This window comes from Pseudomonas sp. 273 (assembly GCF_029201425.1).
Classification (GTDB): domain Bacteria; phylum Pseudomonadota; class Gammaproteobacteria; order Pseudomonadales; family Pseudomonadaceae; genus Pseudomonas; species Pseudomonas delhiensis.
The window spans coordinates 2,580,135-2,593,061 of record NZ_CP116775.1 but is presented as its reverse complement, the minus strand read 5'-3'; the positions used below and the strand labels follow the sequence as shown (position 1 = coordinate 2,593,061).

12 protein-coding genes are annotated in these 12,927 nt (G+C 68.3%); 7 read left to right on the top strand and 5 right to left on the bottom strand.

Annotated elements, in window-relative coordinates; all coding sequences use genetic code 11:
* Nucleotides 1–68: 68 nt before the first annotated feature.
* The 3 genes from PKO50_RS12300 to PKO50_RS12290 are packed head-to-tail and all read right to left on the bottom strand — an operon-like array spanning nucleotide 69 to nucleotide 1,096.
* Nucleotides 69–494, bottom strand: coding sequence for a VOC family protein (locus PKO50_RS12300; RefSeq protein ID WP_089390471.1), 426 nt, complete (start codon nucleotides 492–494; stop codon nucleotides 69–71).
* 48 nt (nucleotides 495–542) lie between these two features.
* Entirely contained in the window at nucleotides 543–818 is a 276-nt protein-coding gene (locus PKO50_RS12295; protein ID WP_275629861.1) for a type II toxin-antitoxin system RelE/ParE family toxin, read from the bottom strand.
* Nucleotides 818–1,096 carry a ribbon-helix-helix domain-containing protein gene (locus PKO50_RS12290; protein WP_089390469.1) on the bottom strand — a complete coding sequence of 93 codons (279 nt, stop codon included), beginning with the start codon at nucleotides 1,094–1,096 and terminating at the stop codon, nucleotides 818–820. Before PKO50_RS12290 ends, PKO50_RS12295 begins: the two co-directional genes overlap by 1 nt.
* A gap of 298 nt (nucleotides 1,097–1,394) precedes the next feature.
* On the opposite strand from PKO50_RS12290, the gene PKO50_RS12285 reads away from it, so the two are divergent.
* On the top strand, nucleotides 1,395–1,556 hold the full coding sequence (locus tag PKO50_RS12285) for a hypothetical protein (RefSeq protein WP_177412081.1): 162 nt from the start codon (nucleotides 1,395–1,397) through the stop codon (nucleotides 1,554–1,556).
* A gap of 2 nt (nucleotides 1,557–1,558) precedes the next feature.
* Complete coding sequence (locus PKO50_RS12280; RefSeq protein ID WP_275629860.1) at nucleotides 1,559–2,188, top strand: XRE family transcriptional regulator; 630 nt, start codon at nucleotides 1,559–1,561, stop codon at nucleotides 2,186–2,188.
* A gap of 68 nt (nucleotides 2,189–2,256) precedes the next feature.
* On the opposite strand, the gene PKO50_RS12275 is transcribed toward PKO50_RS12280, so the two are convergent.
* Entirely contained in the window at nucleotides 2,257–2,760 is a 504-nt protein-coding gene (locus PKO50_RS12275; RefSeq protein WP_275629859.1) for a hypothetical protein, read from the bottom strand.
* A gap of 655 nt (nucleotides 2,761–3,415) precedes the next feature.
* Between PKO50_RS12275 and PKO50_RS12270 the strand changes: the two genes are divergently transcribed.
* The 5 genes from PKO50_RS12270 (at nucleotide 3,416) to PKO50_RS12250 (ending at nucleotide 9,826) form a co-directional block, all read left to right on the top strand.
* Nucleotides 3,416–3,715: a metalloregulator ArsR/SmtB family transcription factor gene (locus PKO50_RS12270; protein WP_275629858.1), complete on the top strand. Its 300-nt coding sequence runs from the start codon at nucleotides 3,416–3,418 to the stop codon at nucleotides 3,713–3,715.
* 305 nt (nucleotides 3,716–4,020) lie between these two features.
* The gene (ssuD, locus tag PKO50_RS12265; protein ID WP_275629857.1) at nucleotides 4,021–5,157 is read left to right on the top strand and encodes an FMNH2-dependent alkanesulfonate monooxygenase; all 1,137 of its coding nucleotides are present in this window, start codon (nucleotides 4,021–4,023) and stop codon (nucleotides 5,155–5,157) included.
* A gap of 86 nt (nucleotides 5,158–5,243) precedes the next feature.
* Nucleotides 5,244–6,773 (top strand): FAD-dependent oxidoreductase, encoded by a 1,530-nt coding sequence (locus PKO50_RS12260; protein WP_275629856.1) that lies wholly within the window; start codon nucleotides 5,244–5,246, stop codon nucleotides 6,771–6,773.
* A 253-nt stretch (nucleotides 6,774–7,026) separates the two neighbouring features.
* On the top strand, nucleotides 7,027–8,616 hold the full coding sequence (locus PKO50_RS12255) for an ABC-F family ATPase (protein ID WP_109934966.1): 1,590 nt from the start codon (nucleotides 7,027–7,029) through the stop codon (nucleotides 8,614–8,616).
* Nucleotides 8,617–8,815: 199 nt separating this feature from the next.
* Nucleotides 8,816–9,826: a hypothetical protein gene (locus PKO50_RS12250; protein ID WP_275629855.1), complete on the top strand. Its 1,011-nt coding sequence runs from the start codon at nucleotides 8,816–8,818 to the stop codon at nucleotides 9,824–9,826.
* 352 nt (nucleotides 9,827–10,178) lie between these two features.
* On the opposite strand, the gene mgtA is transcribed toward PKO50_RS12250, so the two are convergent.
* Complete coding sequence (mgtA, locus tag PKO50_RS12245) at nucleotides 10,179–12,899, bottom strand: magnesium-translocating P-type ATPase (protein ID WP_109933719.1); 2,721 nt, start codon at nucleotides 12,897–12,899, stop codon at nucleotides 10,179–10,181.
* Nucleotides 12,900–12,927: the final 28 nt, after the last annotated feature.

The window sequence follows — 12,927 nt, the reverse complement described above, 5'->3', positions numbered from 1 at the left end:
CCTTCAATCAGGAAAGCATGCCGGCGTGCCCTGCATGCCCGGCGGCCTTCCGCGCCTGCTGCCCTGAGCTACTTGGCGAACAACTGGCCGATGTCCTTGAACGCCTTGAACTCCAGGGCGTTGCCGCAGGGGTCGAGGAGGAACATCGTCGCCTGCTCGCCCACCTGGCCCTTGAAGCGTACGTAGGGCTCGATCACGAAGCGCACGTCGAACCCGCGCAGGCGCTCGGCCAGCGCCTCCCACTGCGCCCAGTCGAGCACGATGCCGAAGTGCGGCACCGGCACGTCGTGACCGTCCACCGGGTTGCAATGGGCGCTTTCCTGGGATGCGGTGCGCGGGTGCTCGTGGATCACCAACTGGTGGCCGTAGAAGTCGAAGTCCACCCACTGGGCGCTGGAGCGGCCCTCCTCCAGGCCGAACACCTCGCCGTAGAAGCGGCGGGCGGCGGGCAGGTCGTGGACGGGGATGGCGAGGTGGAAGGGGCGAAGGCTCATGGATGGCTCCTGGCGGTGGCGTGGGTTGCTTTCAGCCTAGGCCAACCGTCAGCGCTCTTCGCGGGTATGCCATACACGAAGCAGATGGATGTCGGAGCCCCGTATCTCGTAGCGCATCTCGTAATGGCCAACCAGAAGCCGCCGGACATCACGCGGCACGAACTCATCCAGGCGCTCACCGAGACGTGGGTTGGTCAGTAAGACAGCCGGCGCGGCGACCAGTTGCTGGGCGGTACGGGCCGCCGCAGACCGATTCACCGGAGCGAGAAACTCGTGGAACCGTGCCAGATCGGACAAAGCCTTGCTCGTCCACTGCAACGCCATCAGCGCGGTACCGGCAGCGGTAGCGGTGTGTCGGAGTCCAGGCTCTCCGCCCAGGCCTGGACGGACTGATGATCGATTACCCGGCCGGCATCCACATCGGCCAGGGCCTCGCGAGTCAAGCGGCTACGCTCGTCCTCCTGGTCTAGCCAGGCGGACAAGGCCTGCTTGACGATCCAGTTCTTCGAGCGTTCCAGGCGCTCGGCGATTTCGTCCACGCGCTCCGCCAGTTCGACGGGAACGTGAGCGGTGACCGAGCGAGTCTTGTAAGTCGTGGCCATGTCAAGTGCCTCCTGGGCAGACTTAGGCATTTCGATTAAAAACCAATCGTAACCAATAAAGATAAGGCGTCAAGCGATACTCACCAGGCTCAGTGGAAGACTTAAGCAGCAAACGGTTGCGACCTCGCTGTTCTTCGTGGGGCGCTCGATCCAAACATCATGGCGACCGGACACCCTGTCGAGGCCAAAGCACTTAGACCGATAAATGCTTAACAAATGAAAACTCAGTATTTATGGTTCTAACATCACCCCAGCTAGGCTAGCCCCATCTTCACCGCCGTCCCCTTGAGGAGTCGCCATGGACCGCACCGACAACGTCATCGACCTCGCCCGCTACCGCACGCGCCGCCAGGCACGCCGCATGGCCGAGCTGATGTGGGCGATGTACGCGAGCCGCGCCGGCTTCGGTGCCGCCCAATGGGTGCAGCAGCAGCGCGACAGCGGCATCCGCGAGGCCTGAACATGGGCCTGCCGCTTTCCACCGACGCCACCGAGGCGGGCCTGGAGGCCGCCCCGGCGGCCGCCGACGACCCCATCGGCCAGCGCGTGGCGCACAACCTGCTGCGCCTGCGCGGCAAGCGCAACCTCTCCCTCGACGGCCTGGCGCGGCTGTCCGGGGTGAGCCGGGCGATGCTGGCGCAGATCGAGTCCGGGCGCAGCGTCCCCTCGATCAAGGTGCTGTGCAAGATCGCCCAGGGCCTGAAGGTCTCGGTGGCGGCCTTCCTCGACGACCGCGCCTTCGACGGCGTGGCCCTGCTGCCGGCGCGCGAGAGCAAGCGCCTGGTCAGCGGCGACGGCGCCTTCGTCAGCCGCGCGCTCTTCCCCTTCGACGTCTCGCGCCAGGTGGAATTCTACGAACTGCGCCTGGCCGGCCTGGCCATCGAGCACTCCGCCGGCCACGCCCCCGGCACCCAGGAGAACCTGGTGGTGGCCCAGGGCGTGCTGGAGATCGCGGTGAACGAGGAGCGCTTCCTGCTCGGCACCGGCGACTCCATCCTGTTCTATGCCGACCAGGCGCACAGCTACCGCAACCCGGCCGACAGCGAGGCCGTGGCCTACCTGGTCACCACCTACGCCGAACGCCTGGACTGAGGCGGCGGCGCAAAACGAAAGGCCCGGCGGGTTTCCCCACCGGGCCTTTCCCGTTCAGCGCGCCGCGATCAGCAGGTGCAGCACATCATCGGCATGCCGTTGCAGCTCATCATCATCGGCATGCCGCATTCCATCATCTTGTTCATCAGCATGCAGCAGTTCTTGAACATCTCCATGTTCATGCCCTGCATCGGCATCATCTTGCACATCATGGCGTCGCCCTGCATGGAGCACTCCATCATGCACTTCATCGACGGCATGGGCATGCCCATCATCATCGGCATCATGTTCATCATGCCCATCATCGGCATCATCGGCATGCCGGTCTGGGACATGCACATCATCGACATGTTGCCGCAGTGCATCATCATCGGCATGCCGCAGTTCATCATCATCGCCATCATTTCGGCGTTGTTGCGGAACATGGCCGCGTCCATGCCCATGGCCGGCATCATCTTGCACATCATGCCGTCGTCCTGCATTTCGCACTGCAGGGTCGCCATCATCATCGGCATGCCCATCATCGGCATCATCGGGTTGGCGTTCATCGGCATCTGCATGGCATTCATCATCTTGGTATCTCCCTGAACTGGACGGAATGGATAACTGCGAATGGCTGCGATTCTAGGCCGACGGTGCGGGCGGACAAGCTGGCGGGGCAGCGGCGGATTGCTTCGCCGGCCCTCGGGGAAACGGAGATCCAGTGGAGCACTCGTTCGTTATCGCTTCTTTATTTCCGTCATTACAGAAAAAGAAGATTCCATGACTTCCAAACAGACAACATGGATATTGCCTGCAGAACTAAGCAAATAACCATAGTGAATAAACATTCTAAACAGGCCCGAAGTTTTTCCTGCCGCCTCGCCTGGCCCCTGCCACACGCTTTCGCCGGCATATGAAAATGCCTTCGCGCCATTTATCGCCGGGGCGCGCGTGCCTCTAGTAAGGGCTCGGCCAGCCCCCCTCGCGCCACGCACGGACAGTTCCTCGCCATGGATAGCCAACCAAGGCCACATGAAACCCGAGCGCAGCGCTCGGCCCAACTGGCCGCCCTCGTCGAAGCGGCGCGGACGGCCCCGCGGCAAGGCTGAGCCCACACCAAGACTTTCAATTTTCCTATACTGTTCGCCAGCAGCGGCCCGCCTCCGCTCCGGCGAACCGGCCGGCGATTTGTGCCGGCCGGCGCTTTCCCTATACTGCCCGCCTCTTCCAGCCACCGAGGGCCCCATGGATATCCAGCAGATGCGCCAGGCTGCCGCCGAGGCCGCCGGCACCTTGCGCTCCCTGAGCCACCCGGACCGCCTGATGCTGCTCTGCCAGCTGAGCCAGGGCGAACATTCGGTGGGCGAACTGGAGGAACTCCTGGGCATCCAGCAACCCAACCTCTCGCAGCAGCTCGGCGTGCTGCGCAGCGAAGGCCTGGTCGACACCCGCCGCGACGGCAAGCGCATCTTCTACTCGGTGAAGGACCCCAAGGTACTGCACCTGCTGAGCACCCTCTACCTGCTCTACTGCCCGCAACCCTGACGCCTTCAGCGCGAGCCCGCTCACCCCAAACCGCAACCCCGGCATCGAGGGCAACGGCGCCACCGTCGCCGGCTACGCCTGGCAATTCCGACCCGCCAGCTGTTGCCCAGCCAACAGCGAATCAACACATTGCCCACCCAGCAACAGCCCGCCGCCGCCGTGGCGGGCTGCAGGCCGCGAATCCCGGCGCTGGCACAAGGCTTGCCTTTTCCGCGGCGAGCCCTCCCACCTACAAGACTCACCGCCACGCGTGCATTCCCGGGGCGACGCCCCTTCCTTTCGACGATGGCAACGAGGACACCTTCATGAGCCTGGATATCTTCTGGTTCCTGCCCACCTCCGGCGACACCCGCTACCTGGGCCATTCCGGCAGCGGCCGGCCGGCGACCAACGAATACATGCGGCAGATCGCCGTGGCCGCCGACCAGCTCGGCTACGACGGCCTGCTGATCCCCACCGGCGCCAGCTGCCTCGACCCCTGGGTGACCGCCGCCAGCCTGGTGCCGGTGACCCGCCGCATCAAGCTGCTGGTGGCGCTGCGCACGTCCCTGGGCAACCCCACCGCCTCGGCGCGCCAGGCGGCCACCCTCGACCAGGCCAGCGGCGGCCGCCTGCTGCTCAACGTGGTGCCCGGCGGCGACGCCACCGAGCTGGCCGCCGACGGCGTGTTCTATTCCCACGACGAACGCTACGAGGCCTCCGACGAGTTCCTCGACATCTGGCGGCGCCTGCTCGGCGGCGAGACCGTCGACCACGACGGCAAGCACCTGCAGGTGCGCGGCGCGCAGAACTTCTTCCCGCCCGTGCAGCAGCCCTACCCGCCGCTGTACTTCGGCGGCTCCTCCCCCGCCGCCCACGAGCTGGCGGCCAGGCACGTCGACGCCTACCTGACCTGGGGCGAGCCGCCGGCGGCGGTGGCCGAGAAGATCGCCGACGTGCGCCAGCGCGCCGCCCGCCACGGCCGCACGGTGCGCTTCGGCGTGCGCCTGCACGTGATCGTGCGCGAGACCAGCGAGAAGGCCTGGGCCGCCGCCGAGGAGCTGATCAGCCACCTGGACGACGCCACCATCGCCGCGGCCCAGGCCAACTACGCGAAGATGGATTCCGAAGGCCAGCGGCGCATGGCCGCGCTGCACGGCGGCGACCGCAAGCGCCTGGAAGTCGCCCCCAACCTCTGGGCCGGCGTTGGCCTTGTGCGCGGCGGCGCCGGCACCGCCCTGGTGGGCGACCCGCCGACCGTGGCGGCGCGCCTGCTGGAGTATGCCGCGCTGGGCGTGGACAGCTTCGTGCTGTCCGGCTACCCGCACCTGGAGGAAGCCTACCGCTTCGCCGAACTGGTGTTCCCGCTGCTGCCGGGCAAGGGCCGGGTGACGGTGGACGGCGTGCTCACCGGCGGCGCCTTCGACGTGCGCGCAGGCCAGGGCAAGGAGCACGCGGCCTGACCGCGCCGCGACGAGCGTAGGCGTGCGCCCGGGCGCCGGGGGCTATCCTGAAGCGGTGACCTTCAGGAAAAGACGAGGAGCAAGCGATGAGCGACCATCCATCGTCCCCGCCCGGCCCCGACTTCGCCCAGGGCGTGCCCCTGGCGGACATCGTCGAAGGCAGCCCGCTCGCCGGCCAGGTCGGCGGCGAAGCGGCGCTGCTGGTGCGCCAGGCCGGCCAGCTGTACGCCATAGGCGCCACCTGCCCGCACTACGGCGCGCCCCTGGCCGAGGGCCTGGTCGACGGCGACACCCTGCGCTGCCCCTGGCACCACGCCTGCTTCCGCCTGCGCGACGGGCGCCTGCTGGGCCCGCCGGCACTGGACGACCTGCCGCGCTGGCAGGTGGACTGCCGCGACGGCAAGGCCTACGTCGGCGCCCCCCTGCCCGCCCCCGCGGCGGACCTGCCGGTCGGCGCGCAGGCGCCGGCCTCGGTGGTGATCGTCGGCGGCGGCGCCGCCGGCAACGCGGCGGCCCTGGGCCTGCGCCACGAGGGCTACGACGGGCCCATCACCCTGCTCAGCGCCGACCCGGCCGCGCCCTACGACCGGCCCAACCTGTCCAAGGACTACCTGGCCGGCAGCGCCGACCCCGCCTGGCTGCCGCTGCGCCCGGCGGACTTCTACGCCAGCCAGCGCATCGAACTGCGCTGCGACACCCGCGTCGAGCGCATCGACACCGCGCACAAGAAGCTGACCCTCGCCAGCGGTGAGGAACTGGACTACGGCGCCCTGGTGCTGGCCACCGGCTCCGCGCCAGCGCGCCTGGACGTGCCCGGCGCCGACCTGCCCCACGTCCGCGTGCTGCGCAGCCTCGCCGACTGCGACGAGCTGATCGCCCGCTGCGCCACGGCCCGCCGCTGCGTGGTGGTGGGCGCCGGCTTCATCGGCCTGGAAGTGGCCGCCTCGCTGCGCGCCCGCGGCCTGGAGGTACAGGTGGTGGCGCCGGGTGCGCGGCCCATGGAGCACGTCCTCGGCGAGGCCCTGGGCGACATGCTCCGGGCCCTGCACGAGGCCCACGGCGTGGCCTTCCATTTCGGCACCGAAGTCACGGCGATCGAGGCGCAGCAAGTCCGGCTGGCCAGCGGCGCGACGCTGCCGGCGGACCTGGTGGTGGTCGGCATCGGCGCCCGCCCCGAGCTGGACCTGGCCCGCGACGCCGGCCTGCGCCTGGACAAGGGCGTGCTGGTGGACGCCTGGCTGCGCACCAGCGCCCCGGACGTCTATGCCGTGGGCGACATCGCCCGCTGGCCGGACGCCCGCACCGGCGAGGCGATCCGCGTGGAGCACTGGGTGGTCGCCGAACGCCAGGCCCTGGTGGCGGCGCGCAACATCCTCGGCCACCAGCAGCGCTACACGGCCGTGCCGTTCTTCTGGACGCACCAGTACGACACCACCATCGACTACGTCGGCCATGCGCAGAGCTGGGACCGCATCGACATCGACGGCGACCCCGCCGCCCACGACTGCCGTGTGACCTACTGGCGCGACGGCAAGGCGCTCGCCGTCGCCACCGTGGGGCGCGACCGGCAGAGCCTGGAGGCCGAGGCCGCCTTCGAGAAACAGACGCCGGACTAGCCCGCCCGCTACGACCGGCCATGCAAGGACAGGCCCATCTATGCGACAATCCGCGGCCTGTCCGGCATGAACCCCGCCCCTTAAGCGCAACAGCTTGGACATCGCGTCCAGATGCTGCTCTTCGCGCACGTCCGCTGGATGCACCGGCGCCCACGCAAATCCGGGCCCCGGAACCCCAGATTGGTATCGAATTGGTATCGGCCCGCTGCCAACACTGGCCCAGCGGCTCGCAAGTCATTGATAGGTAAAGCCCTTGATCTCCACCGCCAACATCACCATGCAGTTCGGCGCCAAGCCGCTGTTCGAAAACGTCTCCGTCAAGTTCGGCAACGGCAACCGCTACGGCCTGATCGGCGCCAACGGCTGCGGCAAGTCCACCTTCATGAAGATCCTCGGCGGCGAGCTGGAGCCCTCCTCCGGCCAGGTCATGCTGGAAAGCAACGTGCGCTTGGGCAAGCTGCGCCAGGACCAGTTCGCCTACGAGGACTTCACGGTGATCGACACCGTGATCATGGGCCACGAGGAACTGTGGAAGGTCAAGGCCGAGCGCGACCGCATCTACGCCCTGCCGGAAATGAGCGAGGACGACGGCATGGCCGTGGCCGAGCTGGAGGTGCAGTTCGCCGAGTTCGACGGCTACACCGCCGAGTCCCGCGCCGGCGAGCTGCTGCTGGGCCTGGGCATTCCCCTGGACCAGCACTTCGGCCCGATGAGCGCCGTGGCCCCGGGCTGGAAACTGCGCGTGCTGCTGGCCCAGGCGCTGTTCTCCGACCCGGACCTGCTGCTGCTCGACGAGCCGACCAACCACCTGGACATCAACACCATCCGCTGGCTGGAAAACGTCATCACGGCGCGCAACAGCACCATGATCATCATTTCCCACGACCGCCACTTCCTGAACAGCGTCTGCACCCACATGGCCGACCTGGACTACGGCGAGCTGCGCCTGTTCCCGGGCAACTACGACGAGTACATGACCGCCGCCGAACAGGCTCGCGAGCGCCTGCTGTCGGACAACGCCAAGAAGAAAGCGCAGATCGCCGAGCTGCAGACCTTCGTCAGCCGCTTCTCGGCCAACGCCTCCAAGGCCAAGCAGGCCACCAGCCGCGCGCGCCAGATCGACAAGATCCAGCTGGAAGAGGTCAAGCCGTCCAGCCGCGTCAGCCCCTTCATCCGCTTCGAGCAGTTCAAGAAGCTGCACCGCCAGGCGGTGACCCTGGAGAACGTCAGCCAGGGCTTCGACGGCGTGCCCCTGTTCAAGAACCTGAGCCTGCAGGTGGAAGCCGGCGAGCGCATCGCCATCATCGGCCCGAACGGCATCGGCAAGACCACCCTGCTGCGCACCCTGGTCGGCGAGATGCCGCCGCAGGCCGGCGAAGTGAAGTGGACCGACAGCGCCGACGTCGGCTACTTCGCCCAGGACCACGCCGAGGACTTCGAAGAGGACTACAACCTGTTCGACTGGATGGCCCAGTGGACCCAGGGCGGCGAGCAGCTGGTGCGCGGCACCCTCGGGCGCATGCTGTTCTCCAACGACGACATCAAGAAGTCGGTGAAGGTGATCTCCGGGGGCGAACAGGGCCGCATGCTGTTCGGCAAGTTGATCCTGAAGAAGCCCAACGTGCTGCTGATGGACGAACCGACCAACCACCTGGACATGGAGTCCATCGAGGCGCTCAACCTGGCCCTGGAGAACTACCCGGGCACGCTGATCTTCGTCAGCCACGACCGCGAGTTCGTGTCCTCCCTGGCCACCCGCATCATCGAGCTGTCGGAGAACGGCGTGACCGACTTCAGCGGCAGCTACGACGACTACCTGCGCAGCCAGGGCGTGATCGTCTGACGCCCCCGCCAGGGGATGCCACGCCGGTATCCCCTGCGCCCCTCCCCCGCAACGCCCTTCCCCCCACCGTCGATCCGCCGCCCGCGCGCAAGCGAAATTGGCGCGTACCATGCAGGGGATGTCCTCACCGTGGCGGCCGGCCGCGCCCAGGCGCACGGCAACGCCCGATCCAGAGGCTGCGTTGGGGGTGGAGAGCACCATGTCGGGGCGATTCGTCTGTTGCGTTCTGCTACTGATCTTCTCACTGGCGGCCAGCGCCCAGACGCTGAACGTCGGTTTCCATCGCCTGACCCTCGACGACCCGCTGGACCACCGGCCGATGCGCGCCATCGCCTTCTACCCGACGCGGGCCGCGGTTTCGCCCACCACCCTCGGCCTGTTCACCCTGCCCCTGGCCGAGGAAGCCCCGGCAGTGGCCGGGCGCCATCCGCTGCTGGTCATCTCCCACGGCAACGGCGGCACCCCGCTGGCCCTGCGCGACCTGGTGCTGGCCCTGGCCCGGCGCGGCTTCGTGGTCATCACCCTGGTGCACCCCGGCGACAACCTCCACGACCAGAGCCGCCTGGGCGCCCTGAGCAACCTCTACGGCCGCCCGCTGCAGGTCTCCGAAGCCATCAGCGCGGCCCTGGCCGACGAACGCCTGGCGCCGCTGCTGGACCCACGGCGCATCGGCGTGATCGGCTACTCCGCCGGCGGCGAGACGGCGCTGATCCTCGCCGGCGCCCAACCGCGCCTGGAACGCCTGCGCCGCTACTGCACGCGGCGCCCGGACGACCGCGACGCCTGCAGCGCCGGCGGCGAGCTGCTGGCCGACCGCAGCGACCTGGCGCCCATGGCCGACCCGCGGGTAGGCGCGGCGATGCTGCTGGCGCCGCTGGGGCTGATGTTCGGCAGCCGCGAGCTGGCCGACGTGAACATCCCGGTGCTGATCTACAGCGGCGACAACGACAAGGTGCTGGACTGGACGCGCAACGCCGCCGCCCTGGCCCGCAAGCTGCCGCGCAGCGCCGACTTCCACGTGCTGCTGGGGGCCGGCCACTTCGTTTTCATGGCCCCCTGCAACGACGAGGAAACCGCCGCCACCCCGGGCCTGTGCAAGGACGCGGAAGGAGTGGACCGGGTGGCCATCCATCGCAACCTGATCGGCGACGCCCAGCGCTTCTTCGACGAGGCGCTGCAGCCGGAGCAGGTGCAGGCGATGTTGCGCTGAGGTGGGTCGCGGGGTTGGGTTGGGGATTTGGGATTTCGTAGGAGCGAGCTTGCTTGCGAAGGGGTTCTGTCGGGGAGTTTGGTGTTGTGCCGGAGAGCGCCCTCTCCCTAACCCTCTCCCTGAAGGGAGAGGGGACCGTTGGGCAGACACGGATGTTCTGGAGTCAGCCGGCAAGCACGTAATTCAAGGTTGAAGCCATGACTTATCTCGGCACGGACAAGCCCCCTCTCCCTTCAGGGAGAGGGCTGGGGAGAGGGAAAGGCGCTCACCCCAAAACACCGTAGCGACAGGTGAACACCCTTCGCGAGCAAGCTCGCTCCTACGAGAGCTCGCGGTGCCCGCTGGCAACCCCCTACGACCACCCATACCGCCGCGCGAACCAGCCCTTCACCGCCTGGGTCAGGCCCATGTAGCCCAGCAGGATCGCCACCAGCCACGGCCAGTAGCCCGCCGGCAGCGGCTGCATGTGGAAGTAGCGCGCCAGCGGCCCCATCGGCAGGAAGATCGCCAGCGCGCCTATGGCCGCGGTCATCGCCAGCAGCGGCCAGGAGGCGCGGCTCTGCAGGAAGGGGATGCGCCGGGTGCGGATCATGTGCACCACCAGCAGTTGCGAGAGCAGCCCCTCGACGAACCAGCCGGACTGGAACAGCGCCTGGTGCGCCGGGGCGTTGGCGCCGAACACGTGCCAGAGCAGCAGGAAGGTGGTGATGTCGAAGATCGAGCTGAGCGGCCCGAAGAACACCATGAAGCGCCCCAGGCCGTCGGGGTTCCACTGCTGCGGGCGGCTCAGTTGCTCGGCGTCCACGCCGTCGAAGGGGATGGCGATCTGCGAGATGTCGTACAGCAGGTTCTGCACCAGCAGTTGCATGGGCAGCATCGGCAGGAAGGGGATGAAGGCGCTGGCCACCAGCACGCTGAACACGTTGCCGAAGTTGGAACTGGCGGTCATGCGGATGTACTTGAGCATGTTGGCGAAGGTGCGCCGGCCCTCCACCACGCCCTCCTCCAGCACCATCAGGCTCTTCTCCAGGAGGATCAGGTCGGCCGCCTCCTTGGCGATGTCCACCGCCGAGTCCACCGAGATGCCGATGTCCGCGGTGCGCAGCGCCGGGGCGTCGTTGATGCCGTCGCCGAGGAAGCCCACCACGTGGCCGCGCTCGCGCAGCACGCGGACCAGGCGTTCCTTGTGCGTCGGCGTCAGCTTGGCGAACAGCGTGGTGCGCTCGGCCAGCTCGCCCAGCGCGGCGTCGTCGATGTCGTCCAGCTGCGGGCCCAGCAGCACGCCGTCGACCGCCAGGCCGACGTCGCGGCAGACCTTCAGCGTCACCCGTTCGTTGTCGCCGGTCAGTACCTTCACCGCCACGCCGTTGGCGGCCAGGGCGCGCAGGGCCGGGGCGGTGGTCTCCTTGGGCGGGTCGAGGAAGGCGATGTAGCCGTCCAGGCACAGCCCCTGCTCGTCAGCCAGGCCGTAGGTGTCGCGGTTGGGCGGCAGCTCGCGGGTGGCCACCGCGACCACCCGCAGGCCGTCCTGGTTGAGCGCCTCGGCCACCGCGCGGATGCACGCCAGGCGTTCGCCGGTCAGCGGCTCGACGCCTTCGCGCTCGCGCACCGAGGTGCACACCGCCAGCACTTCCTCCAGGGCCCCCTTGCAGATCAGCAGGTGGTGGTCGTCGCGCTCGCTGACCACCACCGACATGCGCCGGCGGGCGAAGTCGAAGGGGATTTCGTCGACCTTGCGGTAGCGGCTGTCCACCCGCAGCGCCTGGCGCAGTTCCACGTGTTCGAGCACGGCCACGTCCAGCAGGTTCTTCAGCCCGGTCTGGTAGTGGCTGTTGAGGAAGGCCAGCTGCAGCACGCGGTCCTCCACCTCGCCGAAGGCGTCGGTGTGGCGCTCCAGGACGATGCGATCCTGGGTCAGGGTGCCGGTCTTGTCGGTGCAGAGGATGTCCATGGCGCCGAAGTTCTGGATGGCGTCCAGGCGCTTGACGATGACCTTGCGCCGGCTCAGCGCCACCGCGCCCTTGGCCAGGGTCGAGGTGACGATCATCGGCAGCATTTCCGGGGTCAGGCCGACGGCGATGGACAGCGCGAACAGCGCCGCCTGCAGCCAGTCGCCCTTGGTGAAGCCGTTGAGCAGCAACACGATGGGCGCCATCACCAGCATGAAGCGGATCAGCAGCCAGCTGACCTTGTTGACCCCGGCCTGGAAGGCGGTGGGCGTGTGGTCGCTGGCGATCACCCGCTCGGCCAGCGAGCCGAAATAGGTCTGCGCGCCGGTGCCGACCACCACCGCGCGGGCCGAGCCGCTGACCACGGTGGTGCCCATGAAGCACAGGCTGTCGCGCTCCAGCGGGTTGCCCTGGCGGGCGTCGCGGACCTGGGCGAACTTCTCCACCGGCAGCGACTCGCCGGTGAGCGCAGCCTGGCTGACGAACAGGTCCTTGGCGCTGAACAGGCGCACGTCCGCCGGCACCATGTCGCCGGCCGACAGCCACAGCACCTCGCCGGGCACCAGCTGGCGGATCGGCACCTCCAGGCGCTGCGCCGTGCCCTGCCCGCCCTCCGCACAGCGGAACACGGTGGCGGTGTTGCTGACCATGGCCTTGAGCTGCTCGGCGGCGTCGTTGGAGCGTTTCTCCTGGACGAAACGCAGCAGGGTGGAAATGCCCACCATGGCGCCGATCACCACCGCCGCCGGGCTGTCGCCGGTGAACAGCGACACCAGCGCCAGCACGCTGAGCAGCAGGTTGAAGGGGTTGCAGTAGCACAGCCACAGGTGCGTCCACCAGGGCATGGGGCGCGCCTGGTCGACCTCGTTGAGCCCGACGCTGTCGCGGCGCTCGGCGGCCTCGGCCTCGCTGAGGCCCTCGCGGCGGCTGCCCAGGCGCTCGAACAACGCCTGCGGCTCCAGCACCGACCACTCCAGCAGGCCCTGGGCCAGTTGCGCCGGGGCCTGGCGCCCGGCCGCCGAACCACGCAGCAGGTCGAGCAGCACCAGCCGGCGCAGCTGCCGGGCGGGCAGGCCCTTGTTGAGGAACTCCAGCAGGTGGGTCCGGATCTGTTCGAAACGCATGACGACTCCCCATCACTGCCGCCCTGGC

What these genes read in the sequence shown, in the direction of transcription:
- PKO50_RS12300 (WP_089390471.1), bottom strand. Translation starts at nt 494, where the DNA reads ATGAGCCTTCGCCCCTTCCACCTCGCCATCCCCGTCCACGACCTGCCC.
- PKO50_RS12295 (WP_275629861.1), bottom strand. Translation starts at nt 818, where the DNA reads ATGGCGTTGCAGTGGACGAGCAAGGCTTTGTCCGATCTGGCACGGTTC.
- PKO50_RS12290 (WP_089390469.1), bottom strand. Translation starts at nt 1,096, where the DNA reads ATGGCCACGACTTACAAGACTCGCTCGGTCACCGCTCACGTTCCCGTC.
- PKO50_RS12285 (WP_177412081.1), top strand. Translation starts at nt 1,395, where the DNA reads ATGGACCGCACCGACAACGTCATCGACCTCGCCCGCTACCGCACGCGC.
- PKO50_RS12280 (WP_275629860.1), top strand. Translation starts at nt 1,559, where the DNA reads ATGGGCCTGCCGCTTTCCACCGACGCCACCGAGGCGGGCCTGGAGGCC.
- PKO50_RS12275 (WP_275629859.1), bottom strand. Translation starts at nt 2,760, where the DNA reads ATGATGAATGCCATGCAGATGCCGATGAACGCCAACCCGATGATGCCG.
- PKO50_RS12270 (WP_275629858.1), top strand. Translation starts at nt 3,416, where the DNA reads ATGGATATCCAGCAGATGCGCCAGGCTGCCGCCGAGGCCGCCGGCACC.
- ssuD (WP_275629857.1), top strand. Translation starts at nt 4,021, where the DNA reads ATGAGCCTGGATATCTTCTGGTTCCTGCCCACCTCCGGCGACACCCGC.
- PKO50_RS12260 (WP_275629856.1), top strand. Translation starts at nt 5,244, where the DNA reads ATGAGCGACCATCCATCGTCCCCGCCCGGCCCCGACTTCGCCCAGGGC.
- PKO50_RS12250 (WP_275629855.1), top strand. Translation starts at nt 8,816, where the DNA reads ATGTCGGGGCGATTCGTCTGTTGCGTTCTGCTACTGATCTTCTCACTG.
- mgtA (WP_109933719.1), bottom strand. Translation starts at nt 12,899, where the DNA reads ATGCGTTTCGAACAGATCCGGACCCACCTGCTGGAGTTCCTCAACAAG.